Genomic DNA, 18488 nt, shown 5'->3' with positions numbered 1-18488 from the left:
CTACGCCGGGCCCGCCACCGCCGCCACCGGCTTGGCCAAGGAGACGCCCGAGCCGTCGCGGCGCGGGTCGATCGCCGGCAGCTCCGCCGGCAGGCCGCTGCGCTGGGCCGCGAGCGGGGGCGTCGGGCCCGCCCACGCGAAGCTCAGGCAGTCCTCGCCCTTCAGGAAGCGCTGGACGCGTACGCCACCCGTGGCGCGGCCCTTGCGGGGGTACTGGTCGAACGGAGTGACCTTCGCCGTCGTCTGCACCGAGTCGTCGAGCGTGCCGCGCGAGCCCGCCACCGTGAAGACCACGGCGTCCACGGCCGGGTCCACCGCCACGAAGGAGATGACCTTGACGCCGTCCGCGAGCTTGATGCCCGTCATGCCGCCCGCGGGACGGCCCTGCGGGCGCACCTGGGACGCCTGATAGCGCAGGAGCTGCGCGTCGTCCGTGATGAAGACCAGGTCCTCCTCGCCCGTGCGCAGCTCGGCCGCGCCGACGATCCGGTCACCGTCCTTGAGGGTGATGACCTCCAGCTCTTCCTTGTTGGACGGATAGTCCGGGACCACGCGCTTGACCACGCCCTGCTCGGTGCCGAGGGCCAGGCCCGGTGAGGACTCGTCCAGGGTCATCAGGCAGATCAGCTTCTCGTCCGCCTCCAGGGAGAGCAGCTCCGAGACCGGTGCGCCTCCGGAGAGGTTCGGCGCCGAGTGCGTCTCCGGGAGCTGCGGGAGGTCCACCACGGAGAGGCGCAGCAGACGTCCCGCGGAGGTCACCGCGCCCACCTCGCCCCGCGCGGTCGCGGGCACGGCGGAAACGATCACATCGTGCTTGACGCGCTTGGTGTCGCTCTCGGCGAACGGCTCGCCGTTCGCCGTACGGGCCAGGAGGCCGGTCGAGGAGAGGAGCACGCGGCACGGGTCGTCCGCCACCTGCAGCGAGACGGTGGGCGCCGGGGTGCCCGCCGACTCCAGGAGGACCGTGCGCCGGTCCGTGCCGAACTTCTTGGCCACGGCGGCCAGTTCGGCGGAGACCAGCTTGCGCAGCTCGGCGTCCGACTCCAGGATGCGGGTCAGTTCCTCGATCTCCGCGTTGAGCTTGTCGCGCTCGGACTCCAGCTCGATGCGGTCGAACTTGGTGAGGCGGCGCAGCGGCGTGTCGAGGATGTACTGCGTCTGCACCTCGCTCAGCGAGAAGCGCTCCATCAGGCGCTCCTTGGCCTGCGCGGAGTTGTCGCTGGAGCGGATGAGGCGGATGACCTCGTCGATGTCGAGGAGGGCGACCAGAAGCCCCTCGACCAGGTGCAGCCTGGCCTGCTTCTTGCCGCGGCGGAACTCGCTGCGGCGGCGCACGACGTTGAAGCGGTGGTCGAGATAGACCTCGAGCAGTTCCTTGAGGCCGAGCGTGAGCGGCTGACCGTCCACCAGAGCGACGTTGTTGATGCCGAAGGACTCCTCCATCGGCGTCAGCTTGTAGAGCTGCTCAAGAACGGCCTCAGGGACGAAGCCGTTCTTGATCTCGATGACCAGGCGCAGGCCGTGCGAGCGGTCCGTGAGGTCCTTGACGTCGGCGATGCCCTGCAGCTTCTTGGAGCCGACCAGGTCCTTGATCTTCGAGATGACCTTCTCGGGGCCCACGGAGAAGGGCAGTTCGGTGACGACCAGGCCCTTGCGGCGCGCGGTCACGTTCTCCACGGCCACCGTCGCGCGGATCTTGAAGGTGCCGCGCCCTGATTCGTACGCGTCCTTGACCCCGGTCAGGCCGACGATGCGGCCGCCCGTGGGCAGGTCGGGGCCTGGCACGAAACGCATCAGCGTCTCCAGGTCGGCCCCGGGGTGCTTGATCAGGTGGCGGGCGGCGGCGATGACCTCGCCGAGGTTGTGCGGCGGCATGTTCGTCGCCATGCCGACGGCGATGCCCGAAGCGCCGTTGACCAGGAGGTTCGGGTAGGCCGCCGGGAGGGTGACCGGTTCCTGTTCCTGGCCGTCGTAGTTCGACTCAAAGTCGACCGTGTTCTCGTCGATCGACTCCGTCATCAAGGACGTCGCGTCGGCCATCTTGCACTCGGTGTACCGCATGGCGGCCGGCGGGTCGTCGTTGCCGAGGGAGCCGAAGTTGCCGTGACCGTCCACCAGCGGCAGGCGCATGGAGAAGGGCTGGGCCATGCGGACCAGGGCGTCGTAGATCGACGCGTCGCCATGGGGGTGCAACTTACCCATGACCTCGCCGACGACGCGGGCGCACTTCACATAGCCGCGGTCGGGGCGCAGGCCCATCTCGCTCATCTGATAGACGATGCGGCGGTGCACCGGCTTCATGCCGTCCCGGGCGTCCGGCAGGGCGCGCGAGTAGATGACCGAATACGCGTACTCGAGGAAGGAGCCCTGCATCTCGTCGACGACGTCGATGTCGAGGATCTTCTCCTCGAACGAGTCATCGGGCGGCGGGGTCTTCGTGCTGCGGCGGGCCATCGCTGCTGCGGCTCCTTCAATGTGTCTGCCAGGGCATCAACGGGATCTGACGCCGACCATTGTGGACTGTCCCACTGACAACGCCGACCACGACCCGGACTTCGGGGCCGACTACGCCGAGCGCGGAGCGGGAACTTCACAGGTTGTCGGCACGCTTGCATACAGTGTCAGGACTGGCAGAATTTCCAGCTTTTCGCGATCGAAGGGACGTACATGCCCATGGGTCACACGGCCACAGCCGAGGCCGGCTCCGGCGGCCTGACAGCGACCGAGCATCGGCTGGCCAACGGCCTGCGCGTGGTGCTCTCCGAGGACCACCTGACCCCGGTCGCCGCGGTCTGCCTCTGGTACGACGTCGGTTCACGCCACGAGGTCAAGGGGCGTACGGGACTCGCGCACCTCTTCGAGCACCTCATGTTCCAGGGCTCGAAGCAGGTGCAGGGCAACGGCCACTTCGAGCTGGTGCAGGGCGCGGGCGGCTCGCTCAACGGCACCACGAGCTTCGAGCGCACCAACTACTTCGAGACCATGCCCACACACCAGCTCGAGCTGGCCCTGTGGCTGGAAGCCGACCGCATGGGCTCGCTGCTCTCCGCGCTCGACGAAGAATCCATGGAGAACCAGCGCGACGTCGTCAAGAACGAACGCCGCCAGCGCTACGACAACGTTCCCTACGGCACGGCCTTCGAGAAGCTGACCGCCCTCTCGTACCCCGAGGGCCACCCCTACCATCACACCCCGATCGGCTCCATGGCCGACCTGGACGCGGCGACGCTGGAGGACGCGCAGGCGTTCTTCCGTACCTACTACGCGCCCAACAACGCGGTTCTGTCGATCGTCGGCGACATCGACCCGGAGCAGACCCTCGCCTGGGTCGAGAAGTACTTCGGGTCCATCCCCTCGCACGACGGCAAGCAGCCGCCGCGCGACGGCTCGCTGCCCGACATCATCGGCGAGGAGCTGCGCGAGGTCGTCGAGGAAGAGGTCCCCGCCCGCGCCCTGATGGCCGCCTACCGCCTCCCGGAGGACGGCACGCGCGCGTGCGACGCGGCCGACCTGGCCCTGACGGTCCTCGGCAGCGGCGAGTCCTCCCGGCTCTACAACCGCCTCGTGCGCCGCGACCGTACCGCCGTGGCGGCCGGGTTCGGTCTGCTGCGGCTCGCCGGAGCACCCTCGCTCGGCTGGCTCGACGTGAAGACGTCCGGTGACGTCGAGGTGCCCGTCATCGAGGCCGCCGTCGACGAGGAGCTCGCCCGCTTCGCGGAAGAGGGCCCCACCGAGGAGGAGATGGAGCGCGCCCAGGCACAGCTGGAGCGCGAGTGGCTCGACCGCCTCTCCACGGTGGCCGGCCGCGCGGACGAACTCTGCCGGTACGCCGTCCTGTTCGGTGACCCGCAGCTCGCCCTCACCGCCGTCGGGCGCGTCCTCGACGTGACCGCCGAAGAGGTCAGGGCGGCCGCGGCGGCCCGCCTGCGCCCCGACAACCGCGCGGTGCTCGTGTACGAACCCGTAGCGGACACAGCGGGCGCCGAAGCCACCGACGAGGACGAAGAGGAGGCGGCGAAGTGACCGAGGCCGCAACGATGCAGTTCCATCCGCAGCCCCAGGCGGGCGACGCACGGCCGTGGGCCTTCCCCGCGCCCGAGCGCGCCACCCTGGACAACGGCCTCACTGTGCTGCGCTGCCACCGCCCAGGACAGCAGGTGGTCGCGGTGGAGATCCACCTGGAGGCGCCGCTCGACGCCGAGCCCGCGGGCCTCGACGGCGTCGCCACGATCATGGCGAGGGCCTTCAACGAAGGCACCGACAAGCACTCCGCCGAGGACTTCGCCGCCGAACTCGACCGCTGCGGCGCCACCATGGACGCGCACGCCGACCACCCCGGCGTACGCGTCTCGCTCGAAGTCCCGGTCTCCCGCCTCCCGAAGGCGCTCGGCCTGCTCGCCGACGCCCTGCGCGCCCCCGCCTTCGCGGACAGCGAGATCGAGCGCCTCGTGCGCAACCGCCTGGACGAGATCCCGCACGAGGCCGCGAACCCGGGGCGCCGCGCCGCCAAGGAGCTCTCCCGGCAGCTGTTCCCGGCGACCTCGCGCATGTCGCGCCCCCGCCAGGGCACCGAGGAGACGGTCACGGCCATCGACTCGGCGGCGGTGCGCACCTTCTACGAGAAGCACGTGCGTCCCGCCACGGCGACCGCCGTCGTCGTGGGCGACCTGACCGGCGTCGACCTGGACGCCGTCATCGCCGACACCCTCGGCGCCTGGACGGGCGGCACTGCCGAGCCGCTTCCGGTGCCCCCGGTCACCGCGGACGACACCGGGCGTGTCGTCATCGTCGACCGCCCCGGAGCCGTCCAGACGCAGCTGCTCATCGGCCGCGTGGGACCGGACCGCCACGACCGCGTCTGGCCCGCACAGGTCCTCGGCACGTACTGCCTCGGCGGCACCCTCACCTCACGCCTGGACCGCGTCCTGCGCGAGGAGAAGGGATACACCTACGGCGTACGGTCGTTCGCCCAGGTCCTGCGTTCCGCACCGGACGGCACCGGCGCCGCGATGCTCGCCATCAGCGGCTCCGTGGACACCGAGTCCACGGGCCCGGCGCTCGACGACCTGTGGAAGGTCCTGCGCACCCTCGCGGCCGACGGCCTCACGGACGCCGAGCGCGATGTCGCCGTGCAGAACCTGGTGGGCGTGGCCCCGCTCAAGTACGAGATGGCGGCGTCCGTCGCGGCCACCCTCGCCGACCAGGTCGAGCAGCACCTGCCGGACGACTTCCAGGCGCAGCTGTACCGCCAGTTGGCCGCCACCGGCACCGTGGAGGCCACCGCCGCCGTCGTGAGCGCCTTCCCGGTGGACCGCCTGGTGACGGTGCTCGTCGGTGACGCCGCGCAGATCGAGGAGCCCGTCAGGGCGCTCGGCATCGGTGAAGTGAGTGTGGTCACGGGGTGACCGCGAGCTGAGTGACAGTCAGGACATATGGGGACCCCAGTGGCTGAGATTAACCACTGGGGTCCTCATATGTCCGAATTAGTATGGAGGTTACGTGTCTGACCTGTGGCGTGCGCTACAAAAGCTCTGATCCGTTTGTCGTTTGAAAGACGGCCCGCTTAGCGTCATCCCGGCTGTTCGTCATGCAGTAGTCGCACCCGCGGCACCGGACAGTCATCGCCGAGTCCCCGTACGGCGCGAGCCAGGGGAGCCGGGGACCCACATGTCCCCTTGGGGTGAATCGGGAACCTTGCCGTCAGGTGAGGGACTCGTAGGAGACCTTCCTGCTCCGAACCCGTCAGCTAACCCGGTAGGCGAGAAGGAAGGAAAGGATCAGCCGCTTCATGGCGTTCACCCGTGCCACCGGGAAGCACCGTCGCCCGAGCCGCCTCACGCGTACGACCGCGAACGTGGCGGGCGTCGCAGCCCTCACCACCACCGGTGTCATCGGAGGCCTGGCCGCTCCGGCGCTCGCCGCCGACGACGCGGCGGCCCTTGAGCACACCGGCCTGACCCAGGCCATCTCCGTGGGCGACTCGCTCGCCGAGAGCGTCGACGCGCAGGCCGCCGCCCAGCAGCAGGCCGCCGACGACGCCGCGGCCGCCAAGAAGGCCGAAGAGGCCGCCAAGAAGAAGGCCGAAGAGGCGAAGCGCAAGGCCGAGGCCGAGGCGAAGGCCAAGGCCAAGAAGGAGCGCGAGGCCAAGGAGCGTGCCGCTCGCGAGGCCGAGCGCAAGCGCCTCAACAGCTACGTCTCCCCGATCTCCGGCTCGTACGTCTCCACGGGCTACCAGACCGGTGGCGCCATGTGGTCCTCCGGCAGCCACACCGGCGTGGACTTCCACGCGGCCTCCGGCACCTCGGTCCACGCGGTCGGCTCCGGCACCGTCGTCGAGGCCGGCTGGGGCGGCGCCTACGGCAACAACGTGGTCATCAAGATGAACGACGGCACGTACACCCAGTACGGCCACATGTCGTCCCTCGGTGTCACGGTCGGCCAGGCGGTCACTCCGGGCCAGCAGATAGGCCTCTCCGGCTCCACCGGCAACTCCAGCGGCCCGCACCTGCACTTCGAGGCCCGCACCGGCGCGGACTACGGCACGGACATCGACCCCGTCTCGTACCTCCGCTCGCACGGCGTCAACGTCTGATCCCGGCGCTCTGATCCCGGCGGTCGGCGGCGGATGCACGAAGCGCCACTGATTCACCGAAAGCCCCGGCTCGTCGAGAGCCGGGGCTTTCGCCGTTCCCGTATCTCCTTTGGCCAAAAGTATCCCTGGATTTCGGCCTGCCGTCGGAAATTCGGCCGCCCTGCAATAGAGTCGCAGAACAGGCGTCGATCGACCGCGTTTCGCGGGGATTAAGGCGGAGGTCAGTCATGCGCATTCCCGCGCACTCGGTATGCACGGCCATCCGGGACGACATCGTCTCCGGTGTCTACGAACGGGGCGGCCGGCTCACCGAGGAACTGCTCGCGCGCCGCTACGGAGTCTCCCGCGTCCCGGTGCGCGAAGCCCTGCGCACCCTGGAGGCGGAGGGTTTCGTCGTCACGCGCCGGCACGCGGGCGCGTGCGTCGCGGAGCCCACCGAGCAGGAGGCCGCCGACCTCCTGGAGATACGCGCGCTCCTGGAGCCCCTGGGTGCGGCCCGCGCCGCCCAGCGCCGGACGGAGGCGCACCTGAAGGTGTTGCGCGGTCTCGTCAGGCTCGGCCAGGAGCGGTCCAGGCGCGGCCAGAGCGAGGATCTGCGCTCCCTGAGCGGCTGGTTCCACGAGACGCTCGCCCAGGCGTCCGGCAGTCCGGGCCTCACGGCGCTGCTCACCCAGCTCCGGCACAAGATCGCCTGGATGTACGTGGTCGAGACGACGGCCGCTCCCGCCGAGGCCTGGGCGGAGTACGCCGCGATCGTCGACGCGGTCGCTCGCGGGGACGCTGAACGGGCCCGCGCGCTCACCGCTCAGCACACGGAGCGCACGACCTCAGCGCACCGGCCGCGCTTCGTGCGCCATCTCTCCGGTGTGAGGGATTCGCAACATTCCGTAAACACGGCGGGTCTGCGGCTTTAACAGAGGCGCCGTATACAAAGAAGTGCAAAGAAGCGCTATTGGGCGGGGCGTTATTTCTGCTGCCCGAATACTGCCCGAATAGCAGTGAGAAAACGCCGAAGGGCCCACCCCTATTTCGGGGGCAGGCCCTTCGGCGTATGAGTACCAGTCTTTACTAGACGGTCTCGGGGAGTTCCTCGAGGCCGTCCGCGACCAGCTTCGCCAGACGGTCGAGGGCGGCGTCCGCGCCCTCGGCGTCGGAGGCCAGCACGATCTCCTCGCCGCCCTGCGCGCCCAGACCGAGCACCGCGAGCATGGAGGCGGCGTTCACGGGGTTGCCGTCAGCCTTGGCGATCGTCACGGGGACGCCGGCGGCGGTGGCCGCGCGGACGAAGATGGAGGCGGGTCGGGCGTGAAGGCCCTCGGCCCAGCCGACGTTGACGCGGCGCTCAGCCATGTGTTGCTGCCCTTCCAGGTGTCTCACACTTGTCTAGACCAGTGTCTCATGCCGTCACGAGTGCTCCGCCGGCTGTTCGACGTCTCCTAGCCTGCCCCGGCCATGGCGCCCCCGCGACCCGTACCCTGGGCCCATGCAGACCCCGTCGGACCGGCACGCATACCCCTCCCACTGGGAAGCCGACGTCGTCCTGCGTGACGGAGGCACCGCCCGGATCAGGCCGATCACGGCCGAGGACGCGGACCGCCTGGTCAGCTTCTACGAACAGGTCTCGGACGAGTCGAAGTACTACCGCTTCTTCGCGCCCTACCCCCGCCTGTCCGCCAAGGACGTGCACCGCTTCACCCACCACGACCAGGTGGACCGGGTGGGTCTCGCGGCCACCGTGGGCGGCGAGTTCATCGCCACCGTCCGCTTCGACCGCATCGACGAGCGGGGCATGTCCGCGAGCGCGCCCGCCGACGAGGCCGAGGTCGCCTTCCTCGTGCAGGACGCCCACCAGGGCAGGGGAGTGGCCTCCACCCTCCTCGAACACATCGCCGCCGTCGCCAGGGAGCGCGGCATCCGGCGCTTCGCCGCCGAGGTGCTGCCCGCGAACACCAAGATGATCAAGGTGTTCACGGATGCGGGCTACCAGCAGAAGCGCAGCTTCGAGGACGGCGTCGTACGGCTCGAGTTCGACCTGGAACCCACCGACCGCTCGCTCGCCGTGCAGCGCGCCCGTGAACAGCGGGCCGAGGCGCGGTCGGTGCAGCGGCTGCTCACGCCGAAGTCGGTCGCGGTGATCGGCGTGGGGCGCACGCCGGGCGGCGTGGGGCGCAGCGTCCTGCGGAACCTGCGGGAAGCGGGCTTCACCGGGCGGCTGTACGCGGTGAACAGCGCGTTCGACTTCGAGGCGGGGGAGGGCACCGAGGTCGACGGGGTGCCCGCGTACCGCTCCGTGCGGGACATCGGCGAGACCGTCGAGCTCGCCGTGGTCACCGTGCCCGCCGAGCGGGTGCCGCAGGCCGTCGACGAGTGCGGAGAGCGTGGGGTGCTCGGGCTCGTCGTGATCTCCGCCGGGTACGCGGAGAGCGGTCCCGAAGGGCGGGAGCGGCAGCGCGAACTGGTGCGCCAGGCACGGTCGTACGGCACGCGCATCCTCGGCCCGAACGCCTTCGGGGTCATCAATACGTCGCCGGACGTGCGGCTCAACGCGTCGCTGGCCCCGCATCCTCCCGAGCGCGGCAGGATCGGCCTCTTCACGCAGTCCGGCGCGATCGGCATCGCGCTCCTCTCCGGCCTGCACCGGCGTGGCGCGGGCCTGTCGACCTTCGTGAGCGCGGGCAACCGCGCGGATGTGTCCGGCAACGACGTCCTCCAGTACTGGTACGAGGACCCGGACACCGATGTCGCCCTGATGTACCTGGAATCCATCGGCAACCCGCGCAAGTTCACGCGGCTCGCCCGGCGCGCGGCGACGGCGAAGCCGCTGGTCGTGGTGCAGGGGGCCAAGCACAGCGGGATCGCGCCCACGGGGCACGCGGTGCAGGCCACGCGGCTTCCGTACGCCACGGTGTCGGCGCTGCTCCGCCAGGCGGGGGTCATCCGGGTCGACACCGTGACGGAGATGGTGGACGCGGGGCTGCTGCTCGCGGGGCAGCCGTTGCCCTCCGGGCCGCGGGTGGCGATCCTCGGGAACTCCGAGTCGCTCGGGCTCCTCACGTACGACGCGTGTGTCGCGGACGGGCTTCGGCCGCTGCCGCCGGTGGATCTGACCATGGGGGCCACCCCCGCGGACTTCCGCGTGGCGCTTGCCGGTGCGCTGTCGGACGATGCCTGCGACGCCGTGATCGTCACCGCCATTCCCTGGGTGGGGGAGGACGGGGCCACGGGGTCGCCCGAGGGGGAGGAGCTTGCCGCCGCGCTGCGGGCGGCTGCCGCCGGGTGCCCCGCGAAGCCGGTGGCTGTGGTGCACGTGGAACTCGGCGGGCTCGCCGAAGCGTTGGCTGCCGCCAGCCGGACCCGGCCTGACGCCCCGGCCCCGGTTTCCTCCGCACCCGGCGGTGAGCGCTGTGCCCACCCTTCCCCAAGCTCTCAACTTCGTTCGAGCAGGGGAGACCCCAATCGCCCTGCGGAACGCCTGCCCACAGCGGCGGCCGACGAGGGCGCGCCTGCAGCGGAGGCGCCCGCAGCGGCGGCGGAGACAGCGGGCAAGCCCCCGGCTGCTTTGGAACCCGGCCCAAGCCCCGCGCAGTCGCACCGAATCCCCGCCTACCCCGCCGCCGAGCGCGCCGTCCGGGCCCTCGCCGAAGCCGTGAAGTACGCCCAGTGGCGGCGCGAGGCCAAGGAACCCGGCAAGGTCCACGAGTACGAGGACATCGACGAGAGCGGCACCGCCCGGCGGATCGACGAGCTGCTCGCCACGCAGGACGACCCGCGCGGCGCCACCCTCGCCCAGGACGACGCCCGCGACCTGCTCGGGCGGTACGGCATCGACGTACGGGACGCGCGGCCCGCGCCCGACCCGGACGCGGCCGTCGCCGCCGCCCGCGCGCTCGGCTACCCCGTGGCCCTCAAGACCACGGCCCCGCACCTGCGCCACCGCGCCGACCTCGGCGGCGTCCGGCTCGACCTGGCGGACGAGGAACAACTGCGCCGGGCCTACGCCGAATTGACCCGCGCCTTCGGCAAGCCCGCCGAGCTGCGGCCCGTCGTGCAGGCGATGGCGCCCCGCGGCGTCGACACCGTCGTCCGCGCGGTCATCGACCCGGCGGCCGGAGCGGTGCTCTCGTTCGGGCTCGCCGGCGCCGCGTCCGAGCTGCTCGGCGACACCGGGCACCGCCTCGTCCCGGTCACCGAGCGCGACGCGGGTTCCCTGGTCAGATCCATCCGGACCGCCCCGCTCCTCTTCGGCTGGCGAGGCTCCGCGCCGGTCGACACCCCGGCACTCGAAGAGCTGCTCCAGCGGGTCTCGCGCCTCGTGGACGATCACCCCGAGGTGGTCGCCGTGTCCCTGGAGCCCGTGGTCGTCGCCCAGCGCGGCCTCTCCGTGCTCGGCGCCTCCGTGCGGCTCGCGCCCCCGCCGGCCCGCGGCGACCTCGGCCCGCGGGCGCTGCCCGGGTACTGACGCGGCCAGTGGGGCACCGTGGGCCCTCCGTCGGGTCGTAGGATGGACGGCATGGCAAAGACCGGTACGACGACCCAGGGGCTGCGCGCGGCGATCGAGCGCAGCGGCTACTACCCGGCCCTCGTGGCCGAGGCGGTGGAGGCCGCGATCGGCGGCGAACCCATCGGGTCCTACCTGGTCCACCAGGAGACCACGTTCGACGCGAACGAAGTGCGCCGGCACGTCACGGTCCTCGTCCTGACGGGCACGCGCTTCATCGTCAGCCACACCGACGAGCAGGCCGCGGACAGCACATCCCCGACGCCGTACGCGACGACCTCCACGGAGTCCGTGAAAATCGGCCGGATCTCGTCCGTGGTCGTCAGCCGTGTCGTCGCCAACCCCGAGAAGTACGTCCCGGGCTCGCTGCCCCGCGAGGTCGTCCTGACCATCGGCTGGGGCGCCGTCTCACGCATCGACCTGGAGCCCGCCGCCTGCGGCGACCCCAACTGCGAGGCGGACCACGGCTACACCGGCAGCTCCACCGCCGACGACCTCAGCCTCCGCGTCAGCGAGGCGGGCGACGGCCCGGACACCGTGCGCCAGACCCTGGCCTTCGCCCAGGCGCTGTCCGAGGCGACCGCGGACACCACCCGCTGATGTCCCTGCCCGCCTGGGACGACGTGCAGCCGCTCGCCCTCGACTCCGCGCCCCTGCCCGAGTACGGCGTGGGCTCGCTCGCCGACCTGCTGCCCACGCTCGTCTCCCACCAAGGTGTCGAAGGCTTCACGCCCGTCATCCCGGAACTCGCCCCGGCCGACCGGAACTGCGTCTTCCTGATCGACGGCCTCGGCTGGGAGCAGCTGCGCGCCCACCCGGACGAGGCACCCTTCCTGACCTCGCTCATCAGTTCGTCCCGCGGCGGCACGGGGCGCCCGATCACCTCGGGCTTCCCCGCCACCACCGCGACGTCCCTGGCCTCGGTCGGCACGGGTCTGCCGCCCGCGTCGCACGGCCTGCCGGGCTACACCGTGCGCAACCCCGCCACCGGCGAGCTGATGAACCAGCTCCGCTGGAACCCGTGGACGGACCCGCGCACGTGGCAGCCGTACCCCACCGTCTTCCAGCAGGCCCACGCGGCGGGCGTGCACACCGCCCAGGTGTCGTCCCCCACGTTCGAGAACACCCCGCTCACCAAGATCGCGCTGAGCGGCGGCAGCTTCCGCGGCCGGCTCTCCGGCGAGGACCGCATGGACCTCGCGGCCGAGCAACTGGGCGCGGGTGACCGCTCGCTGGTCTACACGTACTACGCGGAGGTCGACGGCAAGGGGCACCGCTTCGGCGTCGACTCCGACGCCTGGCGCGGCCAGCTGATGTACGTCGACCGGCTGGTCCAGCGCCTCGCCGAACAGCTCCCGCCCCGCAGCGCCCTGTACGTCACCGCCGACCACGGCATGCTCGACATCCCCTTCGACGAGCAGTCCCGCATCGACTTCGACGAGGACTGGGAGCTGCGCGCCGGAGTCGCCCTCCTCGGCGGCGAGGGCCGCGCGCGCCATGTGTACGCGGTCCCGGGCGCCGAGAACGACGTCCTGACCGTCTGGCGCGAGGTGCTCGGCGAGCAGTTCTGGGTGGCGAGCCGGGACGAGGCGATCGCGGCGGGCTGGTTCGGTCCGCCCGGCGCCGTGGACGAGCGGGTGTACGGACGCATCGGCGACGTCATCGCGGCGGCCCACGACGACGTGGCGATCATCGCCTCCGAGAAGGAGCCGAAGGAGTCGGCCCTGGTCGGCATGCACGGCTCCATGACCCCCGTCGAGCAGCTCGTGCCGCTCATCGAAGTACGCTCCTGACCGGTCCCCCCGATGCCCGGCCGCCCCCCCGCAGTCCCCTCGTACGTCCCGAAAGGCCTCAACTCCCCATGCCCGAGCTGGTGTTCTTCTCCGGAACGATGGACTGCGGAAAAAGCACCCTGGCTCTGCAGATCGAACACAACCGGTCGGCCCGGGGCCTGCAGGGGCTGATCTTCACGCGTGACGACCGCGCGGGCGAGGGCAAGCTCTCCTCGCGGCTCGGTCTCGTCACGGACGCGATCGAGGCCGCCGACGACTTCGACTTCTACGCCCATCTCGTCGACCACCTCTCGCAGGGCGGCCGCGCGGACTACGTGATCGCGGACGAGGCGCAGTTCCTCGCCCCCGGCCAGATCGACCAGCTGGCGCGCGTCGTCGACGACCTGGGCCTTGACGTCTTCGCCTTCGGCATCACCACGGACTTCCGCTCCAAGCTCTTCCCCGGCTCGCAGCGTCTGGTCGAACTCGCCGACCGCGTCGAGGTGTTGCAGGTCGAGGCGCTGTGCTGGTGCGGCGCCCGCGCCACCCACAACGCCCGCACCATAGGCGGCGCGATGGTCGTCGAAGGCGCCCAGGTCGTCATCGGCGACGTCAACCACGCGGCGGACGAAGTGGGTTACGAGGTGCTGTGCCGCCGTCACCACAGGCGCCGGATGACGGCGGCGACCTCGCGTGCGGGCGCCCTGTCGCCCGACGTGCTGCCGGTCGACACGTCCGCCCGCGTCTGAGTCAGCCCTCCGAGCGCACGAGCGTGAAGACCGCCCCCTCCGGGTCGGCGACCGTGGCCTCCTGTCCGTGGGCGCCGGCGTGCGTGGGCCTGATGACATGGCCGCCGAGTTCCACGACCCGCTCCACCGACTCGTCCACGTCGGCGACCTCGAAGTACGTCATCCAGTGCGCGCCCCGGTCCCGCGGCAGCGCCTGTCCGACGCCGTGCACCGAGGCGACCGGCCGGCCGTCGACCTGCAGCGTGACGAAGTCGAAGTCGGCGGAGACGACCGCCTCTTCGGTATATCCGAAGACCGCTTGATAGAACTTGACGACGCCCGCCGTCTCCTGCGTGACCAGTTCGTTCCAGGCCGGGGCGCCGGGCTCCCCGCCCAGGGCGGCGCCCACATGCTCCGCCGCCTGCCAGATCCCGAACACCGCGCCCGCGGGGTCCACCGCGATGGCCATCCGCCCGGCCGGGCCCGCGTCCAGCGGTCCGACGCCGATCGTGCCGCAGCAGTGCCGCACGGCCTCGGCCGTCGCGTCCACGTCGTCCGAGGCCAGGTACGGCGTCCAGGCGATCGGCAGATGGTGGTCGGGCGGCAACTGCCCGATCCCGGCGACCTCGTGGCCGTCGAGCAGTGCCCGTACGTAGGGCCCGAGCTGTTCCGGCCCGGGTCGGAACTCCCAGCCGAACAAGGCTCCGTAGAACTCCTGGGTCGTGGCCAGGCCGTGCGCCATCAGACTCACCCAGGTGGGTGTGCCGGGCGCGCGGCGGACGGCCCCCGAGCCGTCATGCCGGCCCGTCGACCCCCGTGCCTCCGTCATCGTCACTCTCTCCTCGGCCCTTCAGGTGGCCGCTCGGCTCCGCATTTCGCATGCACGTACCTCTGTCGCGCCCTGGCCCGCCCGTGCAGATGCTCGCACCACCTGTGGCGCCCCGCGCCCCGGCCGCGCCGCTTGTCCCGGCTCCGCCCAGAGGATGCCCGGTTTGCCGTTTCTCATCCGTAAACGCGCGGTTGCTCTGTGGTGGCTTTCGGCAGTACACGGTGTGCCCGCTCCCGTACGCCGCGTGTTCGTCGGTCGTACGGCGGAGCAGGGTAGCCGGACCTGGCCGATGCGGCCACCCCGTGCGCGAGGATGGGGCCCATGAATGCCATCATCTCCGCATCCGAACTCGCGAGCGACCTGGCGGGCGAGAACCCGCCAGTGCTCCTGGACATCCGCTGGCAGCTGAGCATCGCCAAGGCCGCGGGCGCCCCCGCCTTCGACGGCCGGGCCGAGTACGAGAAGGGGCACATCCCGGGCGCCGTCTTCGTGGACCTGGACGCCGATCTCGCGGGTCGGGCCGGCGCGGGCGGACGGCATCCCCTGCCGGACGTGGAGCACTTCGGGGCGGTGATGCGGGCGGCCGGCGTCTCGGCCGACCGGGACGTGATCGTGTACGACGGCGGACAGGGCTGGGCCGCCGCACGCGCCTGGTGGCTGTTGCGCTGGACGGGTCACCCTTCCGTGCGGGTGCTTGACGGCGGGCTCGCCGCGTGGGGCGGCCGACTGGAGTCGGGGGACGAGCGCCCGGCGGCCCCGGGGTCGTTCGCGCCCGAGACGAACACCACCGACCTTCTCGACGCCGACGCCGCGGCGGCCCTCGCCCGCTCCGGGCTGCTCCTGGACGCCCGCGCGGCCGAGCGCTACCGCGGTGACGTGGAGCCGATCGACCGCGTCGGCGGTCACATCCCGGGCGCGGTGTCCGCGCCGACCACGGAGAACGTCACGGCGGACGGCACTTTCCGGCCGGCCGCCGACCTCGCGGAGCGTTTCAACTCGCTGGGCGCGTCCGACACTTCCGAGGTCGGCGTCTACTGCGGCTCAGGTGTGTCCGGCGCCCACGAGGTGCTCGCCCTCGCGGTGGCGGGCATCCCGGCGTCGCTGTACGTCGGCTCGTGGTCGGAGTGGTCGTCGGACGAGTCCCGCCCGGTGGCCAAGGGCCCGGACCCGCAGTAGCCGAAGCCGCGCGGCATGGCCGGGGCCCCGCACCTGCGCGGTGCGGGGCCCCGGACGACGTACGACGCCCTGCTGTTCCTGCTACTCCTGCTTCTTGCGGCGCGTGCCGAAGACGATCTCGTCCCAGCTGGGCACCGCCGCGCGTCGCCCGGGACGGACGCCGTCGGCCTCCGCCTGGCGGTCGGTGGTGCCGGTCAGGCGGTCGCGGTGGCTGGCCACCGAGCGCGGCATCAGGACGTCCGCGTACGCGGCGCCCGCGCCGGCCGATGCCGCGGGGGGCTCCTCGGCGTCCGGGTCCTGCTCGGGCTCCTCCGCGGGCGGCAGGTCCGTCGCCGGGAGCGCGGGGCGCTCCGGCACGATCATGTCGCCGCGGAAGCTCGGCACCGCCTCCAGGAGGCTGGTGAGCGAGTCACGCTCCGACTCCGACACGGCGGCGGTCGCTGCGGTCGCCGCGCCCTCCTCCGAGGGCTCCGGGGGCAGCGGCACGGCAGGACGCTCCAACTGCCGGTCCAGGGCGCGGTCGAGCGGCCGGTCGAGCGAGGGCCTGTCACGGGGCAGCCGTGCGATGCGCGGCACGAACGGGAAGCTGGGCTCGGGCGCGGCGATGTCGTCCGTCTCGCCGATCAGCGAGCGCGCCTCGTCGTCCACGGCCTGCACGAGCCGCCGCGGCGGGTCGTACGTCCAGCTCGCGGAGTGTGGTTCGGTCGCGACGCGGTAGACGAGCAGGACCTCCCAGGTGCCGTCGTCGCGGCGCCAGGAGTCCCACTGGACGGTTTCCTTGTCGGCGCCGCGCAGGAGCAGGCGCTCCGAGACGGCCTCGCCGAGCTGGGGTCCGGTGTTCTCGCCGGGACGGCGCACGGGGGTCTTGCGGGCCCGCTCGGCCATGAAGGCGCGCTCGGCGAGCACGGGTCCCTCGAAGCGGCGGACACGGTCCACGGGGATTCCGGCGAGCGAGGCGACTTCCTCCGCGCTGGCACCGGCACGTATACGCGCCTGGATGTCGCGGGGGCGGAGGTGGCTCTCCACCTCGATCTCGATCTGGCCGAGACGCGGACGGTCGCCGCGCACCGCGGCGCGCAGTCGCTCGTCGATCGGAAGCGTGTACTCCGTGCTGTCCGCAGCCTTCAGCACCAGCCGTGTGCCGTCGTTGCTGACGGCCACGACACGCAGTTCGGGCATGGGGACCTCCCGGGTGGTGCCTGCCGACGTCACGTGCGTCGCTGCTTCCGCTAGTCGAGTGTGGCCTGCCCGGGTGCAGCCTGCCACAACCTTGCCGAGTTGCCCGGCGTGTCGGGCATGGGCCCAAGGTCGCCGTTATGGCACGGTTACCTCTTCGCAACTCTCAGTGACCACTTTGGTCACCCTGTGCAGCGAGCCCCCTCCCGGCGGTTCTGGAAGGCCCCGGGCACCCAGGTGGGAGACCGGACCCAGGGCTCGCAACAGTACTCCATTCGGGCCATGTGGGTGGTCCGCCGCGCCGCCGAAGTTCTCACGGGGGACGGGAGTTGGCGCCTCGGGATACCCGGGCAGGGTGGTGCACGAGTGGCGCACTTCACGGAATCTCCAAAAACGGAACTATCCACTTCACCCATACGTCCCTTTCTCGTGCAGACAGTCGAGAAAGGCAGGCAAGGGTCGGAGATGCGTGAAAAGCCGGATTCCGGCATGGAGTCGAAGGACCGGACGGAACCGACGGACTCGGCGGAGAAGAAGCGGCGCCTCGACCTGAGTGTGCCGCAGGTGGCGGGAAGCGCGGTGGCGGCGGTCGTGGCGGCGAAGCTCGCGTCGAGCTTCGGCGTCTACGGCACGATCCTCGGCGCCGGAGTGGTGAGTGCGGTCGCGACCTGCGGCGGCACGATCTTCCAGCACTTCTTCAGCCGCACGGGCGAGCAGATACGTGACGTCACGGTGCAGGCCAAGCCGAGGGCGCGTCAGGTCCCGCTGACCAACGGCTCGGGAGCTCCGGTGGCGCAGACGTTCAGAGCGACCGCGTACACGGGGGCGGCCGCGCACCACGGGGCGGGGCCCGTGACGACGACATGGGGGCGCACGGTCGAGCCGGACGCCGCTTCGGTGCCGACTCCCGCCGGCGACGCGGACGTGGACCGCACGACTCTGCTTCCCGCCACCTCCGCCGTCGACGCGGATCGCACGAACGTGCTGCCGGTCGTGGACGCCGACACGGACCGCACGACGCTGCTGCCCCTGGCGGGCACCGGAGTCGACGCCGACGCCGAGAAGACGCAGATGCTCGGATCGGTCGACGCCACACAACTCGTGCCCCGGGACGACGCGACGCGCGTCCTGCGGCAGGCGGCCCCGCCCGCACCGCAGGAGCCGACGGCGCCCCCGCTCCCCTCGGACGAGTTCACCCACGGCACCACGCACCGCACACAGATCCGCAGCTGGAAGCGGCCGTTGATCGCGGCCGCGGTGGTCTTCGGGGTCGCCATGGCCGGCATCACGACGTACGAGCTCGTCTCCGGCGAGGACTTCAGCGGGGGCCACGGCACCACGATCGGCAACGGCTTCTCGGGCAGGAACAGCTCGCCGAACCAGCAGCCCGCCCCCTCGACCGACCCCTCCGGGCAGCCCTCCGACGGCGCTTCCACGGGCACGGACGACGGTTCGCAGCAGGGCGGCGACGCGTCGCAGGACCCGGACGGGACGAACTCGCGGACGCCGGACAACGGCAACGACTCGGGCTCCGGTGCGAAGGACGACCCCGACAAGGGATCCGACTCCGGCACGGACTCCGGGGACGACGGCTCGAAGACGGACCCGACCCCGACGCCGACCCCCACCCCGACTCCGACGCCGTCCCCGTCGAGCGGCGACGGCACCGACAGCGGAAGCGACGTACAGCGGGGAGAGACCGTCACTCCGTAGACGG

General features: G+C 71.6%; 14 protein-coding genes and 1 riboswitch. Of the genes, 10 read left to right on the top strand and 4 right to left on the bottom strand.

The window, feature by feature from the left end; translation table 11 throughout:
* Nucleotides 1-2454 carry a DNA topoisomerase IV subunit A gene (locus AB0M70_RS13450; protein ID WP_365819605.1) on the bottom strand — a complete coding sequence of 818 codons (2454 nt, stop codon included), beginning with the start codon at nt 2452-2454 and terminating at the stop codon, nt 1-3.
* A 219-nt stretch (nt 2455-2673) separates the two neighbouring features.
* Here AB0M70_RS13450 and AB0M70_RS13445 point away from each other — a divergent pair, with 219 nt between their 5' ends.
* The 4 genes from AB0M70_RS13445 to AB0M70_RS13430 all read left to right on the top strand — a co-directional run bounded on the left by AB0M70_RS13445 (nt 2674) and on the right by AB0M70_RS13430 (nt 7506).
* Nucleotides 2674-4023 (top strand): pitrilysin family protein, encoded by a 1350-nt coding sequence (locus tag AB0M70_RS13445; RefSeq protein ID WP_365819603.1) that lies wholly within the window; start codon nt 2674-2676, stop codon nt 4021-4023.
* Nucleotides 4020-5405, top strand: coding sequence for a pitrilysin family protein (locus AB0M70_RS13440; protein WP_365819601.1), 1386 nt, complete (start codon nt 4020-4022; stop codon nt 5403-5405). The genes AB0M70_RS13445 and AB0M70_RS13440 overlap by 4 nt, the downstream gene beginning before the upstream one ends.
* A 207-nt stretch (nt 5406-5612) precedes the next feature.
* A riboswitch (cyclic di-AMP (ydaO/yuaA leader) is annotated at nt 5613-5776 on the top strand.
* A 12-nt stretch (nt 5777-5788) separates the two neighbouring features.
* Nucleotides 5789-6592, top strand: coding sequence for a M23 family metallopeptidase (locus AB0M70_RS13435; RefSeq protein ID WP_365819599.1), 804 nt, complete (start codon nt 5789-5791; stop codon nt 6590-6592).
* 227 nt (nt 6593-6819) lie between these two features.
* Entirely contained in the window at nt 6820-7506 is a 687-nt protein-coding gene (locus AB0M70_RS13430) for a GntR family transcriptional regulator (protein WP_365819597.1), read from the top strand.
* A 154-nt stretch (nt 7507-7660) separates the two neighbouring features.
* Here AB0M70_RS13430 and AB0M70_RS13425 read toward each other — a convergent pair whose 3' ends face one another.
* Nucleotides 7661-7942 carry an HPr family phosphocarrier protein gene (locus AB0M70_RS13425; protein WP_190085156.1) on the bottom strand — a complete coding sequence of 94 codons (282 nt, stop codon included), beginning with the start codon at nt 7940-7942 and terminating at the stop codon, nt 7661-7663.
* Between the two features lie 133 nt (nt 7943-8075).
* Here AB0M70_RS13425 and AB0M70_RS13420 point away from each other — a divergent pair, with 133 nt between their 5' ends.
* The 4 genes from AB0M70_RS13420 to AB0M70_RS13405 all read left to right on the top strand — a co-directional run bounded on the left by AB0M70_RS13420 (nt 8076) and on the right by AB0M70_RS13405 (nt 13611).
* A complete protein-coding gene (locus AB0M70_RS13420) occupies nt 8076-11051 on the top strand; it encodes a GNAT family N-acetyltransferase (protein WP_365819594.1) in 2976 nt (991 codons plus the stop codon).
* Nucleotides 11052-11093: 42 nt separating this feature from the next.
* Complete coding sequence (locus tag AB0M70_RS13415) at nt 11094-11690, top strand: DUF5998 family protein (protein ID WP_363209944.1); 597 nt, start codon at nt 11094-11096, stop codon at nt 11688-11690.
* Nucleotides 11690-12883, top strand: a complete 1194-nt coding sequence (locus AB0M70_RS13410) for a nucleotide pyrophosphatase/phosphodiesterase family protein (protein ID WP_365819592.1) — start codon at nt 11690-11692, stop codon at nt 12881-12883. The genes AB0M70_RS13415 and AB0M70_RS13410 overlap by 1 nt, the downstream gene beginning before the upstream one ends.
* Before the next feature lie 68 nt (nt 12884-12951).
* Nucleotides 12952-13611: a thymidine kinase gene (locus AB0M70_RS13405; protein ID WP_365819590.1), complete on the top strand. Its 660-nt coding sequence runs from the start codon at nt 12952-12954 to the stop codon at nt 13609-13611.
* Nucleotide 13612: 1 nt separating this feature from the next.
* Here the strand turns inward: AB0M70_RS13405 and AB0M70_RS13400 are convergent, their stop codons facing one another.
* Nucleotides 13613-14419, bottom strand: a complete 807-nt coding sequence (locus tag AB0M70_RS13400; protein ID WP_365819588.1) for a VOC family protein — start codon at nt 14417-14419, stop codon at nt 13613-13615.
* A 321-nt stretch (nt 14420-14740) separates the two neighbouring features.
* Here AB0M70_RS13400 and AB0M70_RS13395 point away from each other — a divergent pair, with 321 nt between their 5' ends.
* Nucleotides 14741-15595, top strand: coding sequence for a sulfurtransferase (locus AB0M70_RS13395; protein ID WP_365819586.1), 855 nt, complete (start codon nt 14741-14743; stop codon nt 15593-15595).
* 81 nt (nt 15596-15676) lie between these two features.
* On the opposite strand, the gene sepH is transcribed toward AB0M70_RS13395, so the two are convergent.
* On the bottom strand, nt 15677-16774 hold the full coding sequence (gene sepH, locus AB0M70_RS13390; RefSeq protein ID WP_365819584.1) for a septation protein SepH: 1098 nt from the start codon (nt 16772-16774) through the stop codon (nt 15677-15679).
* A 462-nt stretch (nt 16775-17236) separates the two neighbouring features.
* Here sepH and AB0M70_RS13385 point away from each other — a divergent pair, with 462 nt between their 5' ends.
* Nucleotides 17237-18484, top strand: a complete 1248-nt coding sequence (locus AB0M70_RS13385) for a hypothetical protein (protein WP_365819582.1) — start codon at nt 17237-17239, stop codon at nt 18482-18484.
* Nucleotides 18485-18488 lie beyond the last annotated feature (4 nt).

This window comes from Streptomyces sp. NPDC051214 (assembly GCF_040682375.1).
Taxonomy (GTDB): Bacteria; Actinomycetota; Actinomycetes; order Streptomycetales; family Streptomycetaceae; genus Streptomyces.
Note: the sequence above shows the minus strand (reverse complement) of the source record. Positions and strands in the feature narration are given on the sequence as shown.

Excerpts from the sequence above, each read along its gene's own strand:
- AB0M70_RS13410 (WP_365819592.1), top strand. The coding sequence starts at position 11,690 with ATGTCCCTGCCCGCCTGGGACGACGTGCAGCCGCTCGCCCTCGACTCC.
- AB0M70_RS13425 (WP_190085156.1), bottom strand. The coding sequence starts at position 7,942 with ATGGCTGAGCGCCGCGTCAACGTCGGCTGGGCCGAGGGCCTTCACGCC.
- AB0M70_RS13385 (WP_365819582.1), top strand. The coding sequence starts at position 17,237 with ATGCGTGAAAAGCCGGATTCCGGCATGGAGTCGAAGGACCGGACGGAA.
- AB0M70_RS13450 (WP_365819605.1), bottom strand. The coding sequence starts at position 2,454 with ATGGCCCGCCGCAGCACGAAGACCCCGCCGCCCGATGACTCGTTCGAG.
- AB0M70_RS13420 (WP_365819594.1), top strand. The coding sequence starts at position 8,076 with ATGCAGACCCCGTCGGACCGGCACGCATACCCCTCCCACTGGGAAGCC.
- AB0M70_RS13445 (WP_365819603.1), top strand. The coding sequence starts at position 2,674 with ATGGGTCACACGGCCACAGCCGAGGCCGGCTCCGGCGGCCTGACAGCG.
- AB0M70_RS13435 (WP_365819599.1), top strand. The coding sequence starts at position 5,789 with ATGGCGTTCACCCGTGCCACCGGGAAGCACCGTCGCCCGAGCCGCCTC.
- AB0M70_RS13395 (WP_365819586.1), top strand. The coding sequence starts at position 14,741 with ATGAATGCCATCATCTCCGCATCCGAACTCGCGAGCGACCTGGCGGGC.
- AB0M70_RS13405 (WP_365819590.1), top strand. The coding sequence starts at position 12,952 with ATGCCCGAGCTGGTGTTCTTCTCCGGAACGATGGACTGCGGAAAAAGC.
- AB0M70_RS13415 (WP_363209944.1), top strand. The coding sequence starts at position 11,094 with ATGGACGGCATGGCAAAGACCGGTACGACGACCCAGGGGCTGCGCGCG.
- sepH (WP_365819584.1), bottom strand. The coding sequence starts at position 16,774 with ATGCCCGAACTGCGTGTCGTGGCCGTCAGCAACGACGGCACACGGCTG.
- AB0M70_RS13430 (WP_365819597.1), top strand. The coding sequence starts at position 6,820 with ATGCGCATTCCCGCGCACTCGGTATGCACGGCCATCCGGGACGACATC.
- AB0M70_RS13400 (WP_365819588.1), bottom strand. The coding sequence starts at position 14,419 with ATGACGGAGGCACGGGGGTCGACGGGCCGGCATGACGGCTCGGGGGCC.